This window comes from Acidithiobacillus marinus, from assembly GCF_002847505.1.
Classification (GTDB): Bacteria; Pseudomonadota; Gammaproteobacteria; order Acidithiobacillales; family Acidithiobacillaceae; genus Acidithiobacillus; species Acidithiobacillus marinus.
Genome location: NZ_MXAV01000004.1, coordinates 239,641 through 254,737 on the forward strand (window position 1 = coordinate 239,641; position 15,097 = coordinate 254,737).

At 56.0% G+C, this 15,097-nt stretch carries 12 protein-coding genes; 5 read left to right on the plus strand and 7 right to left on the minus strand.

Annotated features, from left to right (window positions below; genetic code table 11):
• Positions 1-26 precede the first annotated feature (26 nt).
• From B1757_RS01885 to B1757_RS01905, 5 genes are all read right to left on the minus strand, one after another.
• The gene (locus tag B1757_RS01885) at positions 27-1,226 is read right to left on the minus strand and encodes an argininosuccinate synthase (protein WP_101536691.1); all 1,200 of its coding nucleotides are present in this window, start codon (positions 1,224-1,226) and stop codon (positions 27-29) included.
• Positions 1,227-2,165: an ornithine carbamoyltransferase gene (gene argF, locus B1757_RS01890; protein WP_101536692.1), complete on the minus strand. Its 939-nt coding sequence runs from the start codon at positions 2,163-2,165 to the stop codon at positions 1,227-1,229.
• On the minus strand, positions 2,162-3,328 hold the full coding sequence (locus tag B1757_RS01895; protein WP_101536693.1) for an aspartate aminotransferase family protein: 1,167 nt from the start codon (positions 3,326-3,328) through the stop codon (positions 2,162-2,164). The genes argF and B1757_RS01895 overlap by 4 nt, the downstream gene beginning before the upstream one ends.
• Positions 3,328-4,554, minus strand: a complete 1,227-nt coding sequence (locus tag B1757_RS01900) for an aspartate kinase (RefSeq protein ID WP_101536753.1) — start codon at positions 4,552-4,554, stop codon at positions 3,328-3,330. The genes B1757_RS01895 and B1757_RS01900 overlap by 1 nt, the downstream gene beginning before the upstream one ends.
• 165 nt (positions 4,555-4,719) lie before the next feature.
• Entirely contained in the window at positions 4,720-4,929 is a 210-nt protein-coding gene (locus B1757_RS01905; RefSeq protein ID WP_101536694.1) for a YgaP family membrane protein, read from the minus strand.
• A 205-nt stretch (positions 4,930-5,134) separates the two neighbouring features.
• On the opposite strand from B1757_RS01905, the gene tal reads away from it, so the two are divergent.
• Positions 5,135-6,226: a transaldolase gene (tal, locus tag B1757_RS01910; protein WP_101536695.1), complete on the plus strand. Its 1,092-nt coding sequence runs from the start codon at positions 5,135-5,137 to the stop codon at positions 6,224-6,226.
• A gap of 31 nt (positions 6,227-6,257) precedes the next feature.
• Here the strand turns inward: tal and B1757_RS01915 are convergent, their stop codons facing one another.
• Complete coding sequence (locus B1757_RS01915; protein ID WP_101536696.1) at positions 6,258-7,031, minus strand: enoyl-ACP reductase FabI; 774 nt, start codon at positions 7,029-7,031, stop codon at positions 6,258-6,260.
• Between the two features lie 23 nt (positions 7,032-7,054).
• Positions 7,055-8,875 (minus strand): LysM peptidoglycan-binding domain-containing protein, encoded by a 1,821-nt coding sequence (locus B1757_RS01920; RefSeq protein ID WP_101536754.1) that lies wholly within the window; start codon positions 8,873-8,875, stop codon positions 7,055-7,057.
• A gap of 281 nt (positions 8,876-9,156) precedes the next feature.
• Between B1757_RS01920 and gltX the strand changes: the two genes are divergently transcribed.
• From gltX to sucC, 4 genes are all read left to right on the plus strand, one after another.
• On the plus strand, positions 9,157-10,569 hold the full coding sequence (gene gltX, locus B1757_RS01925) for a glutamate--tRNA ligase (RefSeq protein WP_101536697.1): 1,413 nt from the start codon (positions 9,157-9,159) through the stop codon (positions 10,567-10,569).
• 130 nt (positions 10,570-10,699) lie between these two features.
• Complete coding sequence (locus tag B1757_RS01930) at positions 10,700-12,637, plus strand: aconitate hydratase (protein ID WP_101536698.1); 1,938 nt, start codon at positions 10,700-10,702, stop codon at positions 12,635-12,637.
• Positions 12,634-13,923: an NADP-dependent isocitrate dehydrogenase gene (gene icd, locus B1757_RS01935; protein ID WP_101536699.1), complete on the plus strand. Its 1,290-nt coding sequence runs from the start codon at positions 12,634-12,636 to the stop codon at positions 13,921-13,923. The genes B1757_RS01930 and icd overlap by 4 nt, the downstream gene beginning before the upstream one ends.
• Positions 13,924-13,933: 10 nt before the next feature.
• The gene (gene sucC, locus B1757_RS01940) at positions 13,934-15,097 is read left to right on the plus strand and encodes an ADP-forming succinate--CoA ligase subunit beta (protein ID WP_101536700.1); all 1,164 of its coding nucleotides are present in this window, start codon (positions 13,934-13,936) and stop codon (positions 15,095-15,097) included.

Sequence of the window (15,097 nt, forward strand, 5' to 3'; positions counted from 1 at the left end):
GCACAGAGTTCTGTGCGCGTTGAAAGTTATCCCTGCAGGCGTTTTTCGATACGCAGACGCAGGGCGTTAAGTTTAATGAATCCTTCCGCATCCTTCTGGTTATAGGCTCCGGCATCATCTTCAAAGGTGGCAATGCGCGGATCAAAAAGGCTTTCCTGGGACTGGCGGCCCACTACGGTGCAGCTGCCCTTATAGAGCTTGACGCGCACCACACCATTGACGAGGCGCTGGGTCTGGTCAATCAGGGTTTGCAAAGCGCGACGTTCCGGACTCCACCAGAAACCATTATAGACAATGCTGGCGTAGCGGGGCATGAGCTCATCCTTGAGATGGGCGACTTCCCGATCCAGGGTGATGGATTCTATGGCGCGGTGAGCCTTGAGCAGGATGGTACCCCCCGGCGTTTCATAACAACCCCGGGATTTCATGCCGACATAACGGTTTTCGACAATATCCAGACGGCCGATGCCATGCTCACCCCCCACCGTATTGAGATGGGCCAGCAATTGCGCGGGATTGAGGGCCTCTCCATCCACCGCGATGGGGTCTCCATGGGCATAGGTGATTTCCAGATATCGGGCTTGGTCAGGCGCCTTTTCTGGAGAAGTGGTCCAGCGCCACATGCTCTCTTCGGCTTCTGTCCAGGGGTCTTCGAGAATGCCGCCTTCATAGGAAATATGCAGCAGATTGGCATCCATGGAATAGGGGGATTTTTTGCCGTGTCTTTCCACCGCAATACCATGCTTTTCCGCATAATTCAGGAGTTTTTCCCGGGAGTTGAGATCCCATTCCCGCCAGGGAGCAATGACCTGAATAGCCGGATTCAGTGCATAGGCACCCAGCTCAAAGCGGACCTGGTCATTACCCTTGCCGGTGGCACCGTGAGCTACGGCATCGGCACCCACCTCGGCGGCAATCTCCACCATGCGTTTGGCGATGAGGGGCCGGGCGATGGAGGTTCCCAGGAGATATTCTCCTTCATAAATGGTGTTGGCGCGAAACATGGGATAAACATAATCGCGGACAAACTCCTGACGCAGGTCATCAATGAAAATTTCCTTGGCGCCCAGCTTCTCTGCCTTAACGCGAGCAGGTTCGAGTTCTTCACCCTGGCCGATATCGGCCGTGAAGGTGACAACATCGCACTGGTATTGATCCTGCAGCCACTTGAGGATTACGGAAGTGTCCAGACCACCCGAATAGGCGAGAACGACTTTTTTGACCATTTACAGAGCTCCTTGCAAAGCGGCCACCGGGCCGATGCCAAATAAAAATTCCATGAGAGCTTTCTGGGCATGCAGACGGTTTTCCGCTTCTTCCCAGACGACAGAAAGGGGACCATCAATGACGTCAGCACTGACTTCCTCGCCGCGATGCGCGGGCAGGCAGTGCATGAACAGGGCACCGGGTGCCGCCGCTGCCATGAGCGTGTGGTTCACCTGAAAGTCCTGAAGAATGGTACGGCGTTGTTCGGCTTCCTGCTCTTGTCCCATGCTGGTCCAGACATCGGTCACAATCAGGTCAGCACCTTCCACTGCTGCAAAGGGTTCGTGGAGGACGGTGACATATTCTCCTCCCGTAGCCAACATTTCGGCGCTGGGCGAATATTTGGCAGGGCTGCCGATGCGCAGGCTGAAATTGAAAATGCGTGCCGCTTCCATCCAGGAATGGGCCATATTGTTGGCGCCATCACCAATGTAGGCGACTTTGCGACCTTCCAGGCTGCCCCAGTGTTCAGTGGCGGTCATGAGATCGGCCAGAAGCTGGCAGGGGTGATGATCATCGGAAAGGCCATTGATGACAGGTACCCGGGAGGCGGCGGCAAAATGCTTCAGGGTGTCATGGCTGAAGGTGCGGATCATCACCATATCAACCATGCGCGAAATGACCCGGGCGGTATCTTCGATGCTTTCCCCACGCCCCAGCTGGGTATCGCGGGGTGACAGAAAAAGGGCATGTCCACCCAGTTGCGCCATACCCGTTTCAAAGGAAACCCGGGTGCGGGTGGAAGATTTCTCAAAAATCATGGCCAGCGTTTTGCCGCTGCAGGGCATGTAGGTTTGGCCCTGTTGGCGCAGTTGCTTCAGAGTGATGGCACGGTTCAGAAGGGCCTTCAATTCGTCGGGACTGAGGTCGGCAAGGCTGAGAAAATGGCGCAGTTTCATGAGCTGGGTTCCAGTAGACGGACAATGCCGGAAACCAGCAAATCTATTTCCGGTTCTGAGATGATGAGTGGGGGCAAGAGGCGAATGACTTTATCCGCAGTGACATTAATCAGCAATCCGGCTGCCAGCGCGCGTTCCACCAGATGTTCGGGTTTTTGATGGAGTTCAATGCCGACCATCAGACCCATGCCCCGGATATCCTGCACATCAGGGTGCTGTTCCAATGCATGGCGCAGCTTTTCCTGCAACAGTGCTCCCATTTTTTCTGCCTGGGCAGGGATCTGGGCACTTTCCATGGTGTCCAGAACGGCCTGGGCTGCCGCACAGACCAGGGGGCCGCCGCCAAAGGTGGTGCCGTGTTTACCGGGCCCAAACAGGTCTGCGGCGCTTTTGCGCGCCAGCAGGGCGCCAATGGGTACGCCGTTGCCCAGACCCTTGGCGAGGCTGAGCACATCTGGAACAACTCCGGCAAGCTGTTGATAGGCAAAAAAGCTCCCGGTGCGACCAATGCCCGTCTGCACTTCATCCAGCATGAGCAAGAGACCATGGGTATCACACAGAGCGCGCAGCTCTGCCAAAAATCCCTGGGGTGCCGGACGTACCCCGCCTTCACCTTGTATCGGTTCCACCAGGATGGCGACAATGCTGGGATTGGCAGCCAGCAGTCCCCGCACAGTAGCCAAATCACCATAGGGCGCACGCACAAAGCCCGGTACCAGCGGTGCAAAACCTTCCTGAATACGATAGTTGCCCGTCGCTGTCAATGTCGCCAGGGTGCGGCCATGAAAAGCCTGGGTAAATACCAGAATTTGCGGTTCGGCAATACCTTTCTGATGGCCGTGGAGCCGGGCCATTTTGATCGCGGCTTCGTTGGCTTCGGCTCCGCTGTTGCAGAAAAACGCCGCATCCAGACCACTGAGTCGACAGAGACTGTCGGCCAGTTTTTCCTGCAAGGGAATCTGGTACAGATTGGAGGTGTGCAGCAATGTGCTGGCCTGGGACTGTAACGCCGCCGTGACGGCCGGATGGCAGTGGCCGAGGCCCACTACGGCTATGCCCGCCAGAGCATCCAGATAACGGTGTCCTTCAGTATCGTAAAGCCACACTCCCTCGCCCCGGCTGAAAGCCACGGGCAGGCGGGCATAGTTGTGCATGAGTGTCATCAGACCGGAGCCTCGCCATCCAGAGCAAAAGCCGCATGCAGGGCGCGCACGGCCAGTTCCAGATATTTTTCTTCAATGACCACGGAAATCTTGATTTCCGAAGTGGAAATCATCTGGATATTGATATTTTCCTTGCCCAGGGTGGAAAACATGGTGGCGGCAATCCCGGCATGAGAGCGCATCCCCACGCCCACCACCGAAACCTTGACGATATGGTTGTCGCCCCGGACATCTTCCGCGCCCAGCTTGGCGGCCACTTCTACGAGAATATCCCGGGCCTTGGCGTATTCATTGCGATCTACGGTAAAGGTAAAGTCAGTTTTGCCGGCCTCGGAAATATTTTGCAGGATCACGTCCACGTTGATGTTGGCGTCTGAGACGGGACCGAGAATGGAGTAAGCGATGCCGGGATGGTCAGGAACACCAACCATCGTCAGTTTGGCTTCGTTGCGGGAGAAGGCAATGCCAGAAACGCGGGGAGCTTCCACAGAATTTTCCTCGTTGGTAACCAGAGTGCCGGGGCCATCCTGAAAAGAGGACAATACCCGAACAGGAACATTGTACTTCATGGCAAATTCGACGGAGCGCGTTTGTAATACCTTAGCGCCGAGACTGGCCATTTCAAGCATTTCTTCAAAAGTAATGCGGTCGAGACGGCGTGCCCGGGATTCCACGCGCGGGTCTGTCGTGTAAATACCGTCTACGTCCGTAAAAATATCACATTCATCGGCATGGAGGGCAGCCGCCAGGGCCACGGCAGTCGTATCAGAGCCACCCCGTCCCAGGGTGGTAATGTTACCGTGAGGATCCACACCCTGAAACCCGGCAACCACGACAATTTTTCCAGCTTCCAGTGCTGACCGGATTTTGTGATCTTCAATGTGCTCGATACGAGCCTTGGTATGGGCAGAGTTCGTCGTAATCGCTACCTGGGTACCCGTAAACGATATGGCGGCTTGTCCCATCCCCTCCAAAGCCATACACAACAGGGCAATGGTCACCTGTTCTCCGGTACTGAGCAGGGTGTCGAGTTCGCGCTCGGCAGGGTCGGCGGCCATGGCGCGGGCCAGTTGCAGGAGACGATCGGTTTCGCCGGACATGGCCGAAACCACAACAACCACCTGATGTCCGGCCCGATGGTTGGCCATGACTTTTTCGGCAACCACACGAATGCGCTCCGGGTTGCCCACAGAAGTTCCACCAAATTTTTGTACGATGAGTGCCATTTCAGTGATTTCAGAAAAAATTAAGGGCAAATAATAAAGCCTTGACGCACTTTCGTACAGGATGGGTAACGGGGCGCATAAAAAGTACCCCCTGTGAGCACCGCAGCAGCGGAAAGGAGGGATACCTGTATGTTGTCGAATGCGTATCCCCGATTAAGAAGGTGATCAGGGCTGCAGTTTGGTCGAATCCCGGCTTTTCTTGAGAAAACTGTATACCGGACAATATCCCCAAATGCCTGTCGCGATGAGAAGCAGGCCGGAAAAGGTCCACTCACGGTAAGGAAAGGGATTGACGAAATAAATCAGAAAAATAATCGCACCGAAGTAAATGCGGAGCCAGCGCTCGGTGCTGTTCATGTTTTTGGTGATTTTCATGATCTTGCCGTCCTTAAATGAGAGGGCTGGGTATGAATATTAGGCCGCTTCTGGAGTTGCTGCAAGGGCATAGTGGATACTTTCTGCATGATCTCCGGCTCTGGTCTACACTGAATGGCATGAACGGAGCTATTGGTTAATCCGTAGATGGCTGGCTAGGGCGTAGCGAGAAGGTTTCTGACGAAATATTCGGAGGGATTCAGTAATGACAACAGATTTGCATGCATTGCACCAAGAGGTAGGCCAGAGTATCTGGCTGGATAATTTGTCGAGGACTTTAATTCACGATGATATTCTCAAGCAGTATATCAACGAGGATGGAGTCAGCGGAGTAACATCCAATCCCAGCATTTTCCAGAAGGCCATCCACTCCAGTCCTTATTATCGAGATGATCTGCGCCAGTCGGCAGAATCTGCCGAGCGGCTGTATGAGCAGTTGGTGTTGCAGGATTTGCGCATGGCCTGCGATCTTCTCCAGCCGGCCCATCAGGCCAGTGCTGGCGATGATGGCTGGGTGAGTTGGGAGGAGTCTCCACGTCTGGCCAAGGATGAAGCGGCCACGGTTGCCGAAGCCCATCGTTTGCGAGGATTGGTGCAACGCGACAACTTGCTCATCAAGGTGCCAGCCACATCCCAGGGGATTGCCGCATTGCGTACCCTGATTGGTGAAGGTGTTTCTGTCAATGTCACCCTGATGTTTGGTCTGGATCATGTGCGCAAGGTGTTTGCTGCCTATCAGCAGGGACTGGCCCACTGGATAAAACAGGGGGGAGACCCGCGCAAGGTTAAGGCAGTAGCCAGCCTGTTTCTGTCCCGGGTGGATACGCTGGTTGATCAACAGCTCGAAAAAATCGGTACGACCGAAGCCTTGGCCCTGCGCGGGCGGGCGGCCGTGGCCTTGGCCAAAGTGGCGTACAGCATTTATCAGGAAACTTTTCATGGGGAGGGTTTTGCGGAACAGACCAAGGCAGGTGGACGCCCACAGTATCTGCTCTGGGCAAGTACCAGTACCAAAAATCCCGCTTACTCGGATCTACTTTATGTGGAGCCGTTGATGGGACCGGAAACCATCAACACCCTGCCTGATGAAACCCTGAACAAGTTACGGGATCATGGCCAGATTGCGAATCGTATCATGGAGGGAATGGACGCCGCACGGACGACCATGAATCAGCTCGAATCCCTGGGTATTCACATGGACCAGATCGCCGCACAATTACAGGAAGAAGGGCTTGCCGCTTTCGCCAAAAGCTTTGAAGAAATGCTTTCAGAAGTGGGCAAGGCCATGGCCGGATAAGTATTCCGGCCGAAAGCGCGTGAAAAAGGGCTTAAAAACCGACGGTATTGAAACCGGCATCCACATAGGTGATTTCGCCGGTAATACCGGAGGCTAAATCGGAGCAGAGGAAGGCTGCGGCATTACCCACTTCCTCCTGAGTCACATTACGATGCAGCGGGGCGTGCTCGGCATAATGGTCGAGAATTTTGCGGAATTCGCCGATGCCGCTGGCGGCCAGGGTGCGAATAGGGCCTGCGGAAATGGCATTCACCCGAATACCATCTGTTCCCAGGGAATAAGCCAGATAACGGATACTGGCTTCGAGGCTGGCCTTGGCCAGACCCATGACGTTGTAGTTGGCCATAGCCCGCTCGGCACCAAGATAGCTGAGGGCCAGCAGGGCACCCTGGCGACCCTGCATCAAGGGATGCATGGCCTTGGCCATGGCAGTGAAGCTGTAGGAAGAAACTTCGTGGGCAATACGGAAGCCTTCTCGAGTGGTGGCATCCAGATAGCTTCCGCTGAGCTCTTCCTTGGGCGCAAATGCGGCGCCATGAATACCGATATCCACGCCACCCCAAAGCGAGCGAACATGCTCCATGGCGCTCTGCAACTGTTGATCATCCATCAGATCCAGCTCGATAGGCTCGGGAGCATCGATTTGTCCGGCTAATTCTTCCACCCGGCTTTTGGTACGCTCACCCTGGTAGGTCAGCAATACTTCGGCGCCCTGGCGGTGCATGGCCTGGGCAATTCCCCAGCAAATGGAACGATCATTGGCTACACCCACGATGAGTGCCTTTTTGCCTGCCATGAAACCCATAATAGAAACCCCTTGCTTGATACTTAGCGTGTATAGATGGTGAGCTTTGAACCTGGTTGAATGTCGCTGGCGGAGGCCAGACGATTCCATTGAATCAGGGACTTGGGTTGGACATGATACTGCTGAGCGATCTGCCAGAGGGTATCGCCCTTGCGCACAATGTAGGTGGTAGCATGCGGTTGGGTGGCAGCACGTTCCTGACGGGCACTGATGGCGGCCACAGCAGTGTCCGCAGGAATGTTCAACACCTGGCCAGGATGAATGACCGATCGCTCCGTCAAGTGATTCGCCTGAGCAATGGCACGCACGCCGACGCCGGCTCTTTGCGCAATCTGCCAGAGGCTTTCGCCGGGACGAACCGTCAATTGGCGATGACTGCGGGCCGCTGTATAAACCGGGGTTGCCCTGCCTTCATAAACGGTGAGTTTCTCGCCGATCTGCAGATCATTGGCCGAACGGATGTGATTCCAGTGCATCAGCTCCAGAACGCTGACACCAGCACGCTGTGCCAGCCCGGAAAGAGTGTCACCGGAATGGACGACAAGATGCTGCTGCACGGGTTGGCGTTCAGTCGCATTTTCCAAGTGATGACCCCCATAAATCACCAGTTGCTGACCCACTTGGAGATCACTGGCGGAACGTAAGTGGTTCCAGCGTTGAATCTGCGCCACGCTGACTCCGCTGCGCAAGGCAATTTGTGACAGGGTATTACCGGGATGGACGGTCAAATGGCTGAGTGCAGGCGACGAAGCAAAGTGGTGTGGTGCTACCTGAGTCGCGAGGACAGCAGGTTGCGGACTGGGTAAAGCCTGGGCTGCGGCCTCCTGGGGCATGGTCAGTAAAGCGGTTTTCAGCGTGGCGGCCTTGTCTTTGGGAACCACCAGCTGATAGTCGGCGGGCACCATCCCATAACTGATACCGGCATTGAGATGCTGTAACTCGGTCACCGGCACATTCATCAGATTGGCGGCCACATTCAGGGCGACGGATCGGGGTGTGGTGATTACTGCGACATGGGCGGTATTGGGAATGTAAGGCAGACTGATGTGGTAAGCCTGGGCGTTTTTGATGACCTGGGCGAGGCCCAGCAATTCCGCCACATAGTTTTCAGTTTGTTCGGGAAGGTTGAGGTCCCAGAAATCTGTGGGTTTGCCGGCGGCCACATTTTGCTGGATGGCCGCCGAAACCGTACCTTGCCCCGCATTGTAGGCCGCAATGGCCAGCAGCCAGTTGCCGCCAAAATAATTGTACAGATAAGACAAATAATCCAGGGCTGCATGGGTGGAAGCCGTCAGGCTCAGGCGGGGATCACCATAACGGGTATTTTGCAGCCCGAAACTGCGTGCGGTTCCGGGTACAAACTGCCAGAGTCCAGCGGCGGCGGCAGGAGAAAAGGCCTTGGGGTTGTAGCCACTTTCGATGGCAGGCAACAGGGCAAGTTCCATGGGCAGGCCCCGTTGGGAAACGGCATTGACTACGTAATAGAGGAAGGGACGGGAATTATTAAGAATTTGTTCCAGCTTGCCTTGATGCTGCAAAAACCAGGTGCGCCATTTGTCCACTTCGACCCGGGACACATTACTTAGTCGCAGACCTTGATCAATATTCGTCCAGACGTTGCCGGTGCCACCTTGTTCACCAAATGCGCCTGCCGCCTCAAACTGTTGAAGGGTTGCGGCAAGACTGTTAACAGAGCTATCGGGATTGCCGATAGTGCCTGTAATTACCGGTATTGAATTCTGAAGATCATTTTGTGGTAGGCCTATGATTTGGCTGTTGGCCCAAGCCATAGGAACATTCCCTAGCGCCAACACAGTGGCGATAGCGATCATTCGCTTGTTCATGTTGCTCCTTCCAGGGCGGGTCAATCCACCATCGGGTGTCCCGCAGACGATACCCATCTCAATAAGGATGTCATTATAAACAGCAGCTTGGTATAGGCTTTGTTTGCTGACTTTGGGATAGTAAGCAAAACCCCCATTCAGAGTCAAACGACTTTTCATCGAATTTCTGTTGGGAACATGGCTGAACATCATTTTTGTTTCTTCTGTTGTCTGCAAGGATACCGAATGCAAGGTGGGCCTGTTATGATTTGACCTTAGATTTTGCTGCAGGTTGATTGCTTATGTCTGTTCGTACCCGTTTTGCGCCGAGTCCCACCGGTTATTTACATATCGGTGGAGTGCGTACCGCGCTTTATTCCTGGTTACATGCTCGCCGGCTGGGTGGGCGTTTTGTATTGCGTATTGAAGATACGGATCTGGAGCGTTCCACGCCCGCAGCCACGGCAGCCATTCTCGAGGGCATGGCCTGGTTAGGGCTGGACTGGGACGAAGGGCCCTTTTACCAAACCCAGCGTATGGACCGCTATCGGGAAGTGCTGGCGCAGATGCTGAAAGAGGGCAGCGCCTACTACTGCTATTGCAGTCGTGAAGAAGTGGATGCGATGCGCGAAGAGCAGCGCGCCCGGGGCGAGAAGCCGCGTTACGATGGTCGTTGCCGGACACGGAGCAGCGCACGCGAGGGGGTTTCACCGGTGATTCGCTTTCGCAGTCCGGATACCGGGGAAACGGTGGTCGAAGACCTGATCCATGGCCGGGTCAGCTTCCAGAACAGCGAGCTGGATGATTTAATTATTGCGCGTTCGGACGGGACGCCCACCTACAATTTTTGCGTGGTGGTCGATGATTGGGACATGGGTATCACTCATGTGATTCGCGGCGATGATCATCTCAATAATACGCCGAGACAAATGCAGATTTTGCAGGCTTTAGGCGCCGATTTGCCAGTCTACGCCCATGTGCCCATGATTCTCGGGCCGGACAAGCAGAAACTGTCCAAACGTCATGGTGCAGTCAGCGTGCTGGAATATCGGGAACAGGGGTTTCTGCCTGATGCATTGCTCAATTTCCTGATTCGTCTGGGTTGGTCCCATGGCGACGAGGAGGTCTTCAGCCGCGAAGAGATGATCGCCTTTTTCCGGATTGACGCAGTCAACAAGGCTGCTTCCGCTTTCAATCCAGAAAAGTTGCTGTGGATCAATGCCCAGCATATGCAACGTCTGAGCCCTGAAGGGTTGGCGCAACATCTGCGGCCTTATCTGGGCGCCCAGGGCGTAACAGAAGTTCTCCTCGCCCATGGGCCGGAGCTTTCAGCGGTGGTTGCCTTGTTGCAGGAGCGGGCAAAGACCCTGGTAGAAATGGCCGGTGCCGCGAGTATGTTTTATGTGGCTCCCGTATCCGGCGACAGCAAAGATGTGGAAAAACATTTGCATGGACAGACTGCCTTACTGGACAGGCTTATTCATCATCTACAGGCTTTGCCGGTCTGGACGGCCGCCGCCATTCACAGTGCCATCCAGGAGTTGGCGGTCAGTCATGCCGAGGGGAAAATGGGGAAAGTCGCCCAGCCGCTGCGGGTGGCGGTGGCAGGCCGGGCGGTTTCTCCGCCGATTGATGCGACCTTGGCGCTCCTGGGCAAGGATGAAACCCTGTCCCGCCTGCGCCGCGCCATAACCTGGACGCAGGCAGCCCCCTGATTTGCGTGCACCAAGAAGTTTCGTCAGCTTATATAAAGGTATTGCGCATGCTTGGCGCCAGCCTTTGCATTTGCGATGATGGAGTCAAACGTGGTTCTCGACCGTAACTTCCAGCTCAGGAGATTAGCTCATGGCTATGAACGTCACCCAGAAAATTATTGCCGCCCACCTGGTGAGTGGTTCCCTCAAGGCGGGGAGTCCGATAGCGATTCGTATTGATCAGACCCTCACCCAGGATGCGACCGGGACCATGGCGTATCTGCAGTTTGAAGCCCTGGGTCTGCCCCGGGTGCGTACCGAGCTGTCAGTCTCCTATGTGGATCACAACATGCTGCAGTCCGGCTTTGAAAACGCCGATGACCATCGTTTCTTGCAGAGTTTTGCCGCCAAGTACGGGGTGCATTTCAGCCGTCCGGGGAATGGCATTTGTCATCAGGTCCATCTGGAACGCTTTTCGAAGCCGGGAGGCACCTTGCTGGGCTCTGATTCCCATACCCCGACTTCTGGAGGGGCAGGGATGCTGGCCATTGGCGCGGGCGGCCTGGATATTGCCCTGGCCATGGGCGGTTTGCCTTTCAACCTGAATATGCCCGAAGTAGTGGGCGTCAAACTGACCGGAAAATTACAACCCTTTGTTAGTGCCAAGGACATCATTCTTGAGGTATTGCGGCGGAAAACCGTGAAAGGCGGGGTGGGTAAGGTGTTTGAATACTTCGGCCCGGGTGTTGCCCACCTGAGTGTGCCCGAGCGCGCCACCATTACCAACATGGGTGCGGAGTTGGGGGCCACTACCAGTGTGTTCCCCAGTGATGCCGTGACCCAAAGTTACCTGACCGCCCAGGGGCGGGCAACGACCTGGTCCGAATGGGTGGCTGATGCCGATGCCACTTACGACGAGGTCCTGGAAATTGATCTGGACGCCCTCGAACCCCTGATTGCTTGTCCCCACAGCCCTGATAATGTCAAAAAGGTGCGGGAAATAGCAGATACCAAAGTCGCACAGGTGGCTATTGGGTCCTGCACCAACTCTTCCTATACCGACCTGATGACCGTGGCACAGATGCTCAAGGGCAAGGTGGTTGCCGATGGGGTCAGTCTGGGGGTGTCCCCGGGTTCCCGTCAGGTCATGGAAATGGTCACCAAGGATGGGGGCTTGCTGGATTTCATCGGAGCCGGCTCGCGCATTCTCGAATCGGCCTGTGGTCCTTGCATCGGCATGGGTTTTGCGCCGCCGACCCAGGGGGTTTCCGTACGTTCCTTCAACCGCAACTTTTACGGACGTTCCGGCACCAAAAATGCCGAAGTCTATCTTGCTAGCCCGGAAACTTGTGCGGCCTGTGCCTTGACCGGCGAAATAACCGATCCTCGCGACCTCGGATTGGCTCCCATTCATGTGCCCCTGCCCGGGCAGTTTCTGGTGGATGATCGCATGGTGCTGGCCCCGGCGCCTGAAGGCAGTGACGTGGAAATCATCCGTGGCCCGAATATCGCCAAATTGCCCACCGGCAAGGCAGCCCCGGCGCGCCTGGAAGGCGAGGTGTTAATCCGTCTCGAAGACGACATCACCACTGATCACATCATGCCGGCGGGGGCCAAGGTGCTCCCCCTGCGCTCCAACCTGCCCGCTATCTCCGAATTTGTATTCCATATGGTCGACGAAACCTTCCCGAGTCGTGCCAAGGCCTCCGGCGGCGGTTTTATCGTGGCTGGACATAATTATGGTCAGGGTTCCAGCCGGGAACATGCGGCACTGGCACCACGCTATCTGGGAGTACGCGGGGTGCTGGTGCAGTCCTTTGCCCGTATTCATCTGGCCAATCTCATCAATTTCGGGATTTTACCCCTGACTTTTGTCCACTCTGAGGATTATGCCAAGGTCCAGGCGGCTGACCAGCTCAGTCTCGACCTGACCGGACTGGCACTGGGGAAAACCCTGATGCTTCGCGATGACACCCAGGGGCTGGATATTGAAGTCATGCCGCAACTGGGCAGTGATCGGGACCTCGAACTCATTTTGAAAGGCGGTGCCCTTTCCTGGGCGAGTGAACAACTGGAGCAGGTGTCATGACGACACAAATTCAGAAGCCATCTAACGGAAGCCCCCTGACCGTCCGGGATGGAGTATTGCAGGTGCCCGATCAGCCTGTCATTCCTTTTATTGAGGGAGATGGTATTGGCTGTGATGTGACGCCCGCCATGCGCAGTGTCGTTGACGCGGCGCTGCAGAAAGTCTACGGCGGCCAGCGGCAGATTGCCTGGATGGAGTTGTATGCCGGGCAAAAAGCCGTGCAGCTTTATGGAGAGGGTCAGTATCTGCCCGATGAAACCATGGCCGCCATCCGGGAATATAAGGTCGCGATCAAGGGACCTTTGGAAACGCCGGTGGGTGGGGGCATTCGCAGCCTGAATGTCGCCATGCGCCAGGATCTGGATTTGTACGTCTGTTCGCGGCCAGTGCGCTACTTCGCGGGTACGCCCAGTCCCATGCGCCATCCCGAAAAAGTGGACATGGTCATTTTTCGGGAAAACTCCGAAGATATTTACGCAGGGATCGAATGGCCAGCGGGTAGCCCCGAAGCTGAAAAAGTCATCCGTTTTCTTCAGGAAGAAATGGGTGTCAAAAAAATCCGCTTTCCCGACAGTTCGGCCATCGGTATCAAGCCGGTTTCTCTGGAGGGTTCGGAGCGCCTCATCCGGCGGGCCATCCAGTACGCTCTGGAGCAAGGTAAACCCTCGGTCAGCCTGGTGCACAAAGGCAATATCATGAAGTTCACCGAAGGAGGGTTCCGTGACTGGGGGTATGCGCTGGCGGAAAGGGAATTCGCCGGACGAGTGTTCACCTGGAAGCAGAAGGCCGCTATCAGCAAGGCTGAAGGCAAGGCGGCTGCACAACAGGCAGAAGCCCAGGCAATAGTCGACGGCAAGCTCATCATCAAGGACGTCATTGCTGATAATTTTCTGCAGCAAATTCTGTTGCGTCCCGAAGACTACTCGGTAGTGGCCACCCTGAACCTCAATGGCGATTACGTTTCCGATGCCCTGGCCGCTGAGGTGGGTGGCATCGGTATGGCTCCGGGAGCGAATCTCTCCGACACCCACGCTATTTTTGAGGCCACCCACGGTACTGCGCCCGATATTGCCGGGCAGGGTAAGGCCAATCCCAGTTCCCTGATTTTGTCGGCGGTCATGATGCTCGAACATCTGGGCTGGAAGGAAGCCGCCGAGGCCATTGTCGAGGCCATGAATGGCGCCATTGCGGCAGGTGAAGTGACCGGCGATCTGGCGGTTTTGCGCGGAGATGTCCCGGCATTATCGACCAGTGCATTTACGGCAGCACTGATCCGGCGCTTGTAAAGGAATCTGCATGAATCTGCATGAGTATCAAGCCAAGCGATTGTTGGCCGAAGAAGGCGTCCCTGTTCCCCGTGCGATTCCCGCCTTTTCTGTGCGGGAGGCCGTGAACCAGGCCCGTGAGCTGGGTGGACCGGACTGGGTGGTAAAAGCCCAGGTCCATGCCGGAGGGCGGGGCAAGGCTGGAGGAGTGAGGCTTGTCCACAGTATTGCCGAGGTGGAAAAAACCGCCCAGGAATTGCTTGGCAAGAGACTGGTCACGGCCCAGACTGGTTCCCAGGGGCAGCATGTGGCGGCCTTGCTGATTGAAGAACCCAGCAGTATTGCCCGGGAACTCTATCTGGCGCTGCTGGTGGATCGTGGTCAGGCGCGGATGACCTTTCTCGCCACCCAGGAAGGGGGTGTGGACATTGAAGAACTGGCCGCCACGCGACCCGAAGCCCTGATCAAGCTGGTGGTGGATCCACGCAGTGGATTTCTGCCCTTCCAGGCCCGGCAACTGGGCTTCCGGTTTGGTCTGGATGCCAGCCAGGTGCAGCAACTGACCCGGATCATGCAGGGGATGTATCGCCTTGCCCTGAAGCTGGATGCTCTCATGGTGGAAATCAATCCGTTGGTAGTTACCCGTGATGGTCGCCTTCTGGCCCTGGATGCCAAGCTGGTCATGGATGACAATGCCTTGTACCGTCACCCCGAATCCGACGAGCTCTTTGATTCCACCCAGCAGGACGGACGGGAAATCACCGCCCGACAGTTTGGACTGAACTATATTTCCCTGGACGGCAATATTGGTTGCATGGTGAATGGCGCCGGACTGGCCATGGCGACCATGGACATGATCAAACTGCATGGAGGCGAACCCGCCAATTTCCTCGATGTGGGCGGCGGTGCGGCAGCCGACAAGGTGACCCAGGCTTTCAAGCTGATTTTATCGGATACCCGGGTGAAGGCGATCCTGGTGAATATTTTCGGCGGCATTACCCGCTGCGATTTGCTGGCGGAAGGGATCATCCAGGCGGCGGCAGAGGTGGGTATTCATCTACCGGTGGTGGTCCGCCTGGAAGGTACCCGCAAGGAGGAAGGGATGGCTTTGTTACAGGAGAGTGGTCTTTCATTGATCACTGCCGATGGACTCACCGATGCTGCTGTGAAGGCCGTGGCGGCCGCGCAGGGCTAA

Bases quoted from the DNA above. Each gene is read 5' to 3' on its own strand.
- B1757_RS01885 (WP_101536691.1), bottom strand. From the start codon at position 1,226: ATGGTCAAAAAAGTCGTTCTCGCCTATTCGGGTGGTCTGGACACTTCC.
- argF (WP_101536692.1), bottom strand. From the start codon at position 2,165: ATGAAACTGCGCCATTTTCTCAGCCTTGCCGACCTCAGTCCCGACGAA.
- B1757_RS01895 (WP_101536693.1), bottom strand. From the start codon at position 3,328: ATGACACTCATGCACAACTATGCCCGCCTGCCCGTGGCTTTCAGCCGG.
- B1757_RS01900 (WP_101536753.1), bottom strand. From the start codon at position 4,554: ATGGCACTCATCGTACAAAAATTTGGTGGAACTTCTGTGGGCAACCCG.
- B1757_RS01905 (WP_101536694.1), bottom strand. From the start codon at position 4,929: ATGAAAATCACCAAAAACATGAACAGCACCGAGCGCTGGCTCCGCATT.
- tal (WP_101536695.1), top strand. From the start codon at position 5,135: ATGACAACAGATTTGCATGCATTGCACCAAGAGGTAGGCCAGAGTATC.
- B1757_RS01915 (WP_101536696.1), bottom strand. From the start codon at position 7,031: ATGGGTTTCATGGCAGGCAAAAAGGCACTCATCGTGGGTGTAGCCAAT.
- B1757_RS01920 (WP_101536754.1), bottom strand. From the start codon at position 8,875: ATGAACAAGCGAATGATCGCTATCGCCACTGTGTTGGCGCTAGGGAAT.
- gltX (WP_101536697.1), top strand. From the start codon at position 9,157: ATGTCTGTTCGTACCCGTTTTGCGCCGAGTCCCACCGGTTATTTACAT.
- B1757_RS01930 (WP_101536698.1), top strand. From the start codon at position 10,700: ATGGCTATGAACGTCACCCAGAAAATTATTGCCGCCCACCTGGTGAGT.
- icd (WP_101536699.1), top strand. From the start codon at position 12,634: ATGACGACACAAATTCAGAAGCCATCTAACGGAAGCCCCCTGACCGTC.
- sucC (WP_101536700.1), top strand. From the start codon at position 13,934: ATGAATCTGCATGAGTATCAAGCCAAGCGATTGTTGGCCGAAGAAGGC.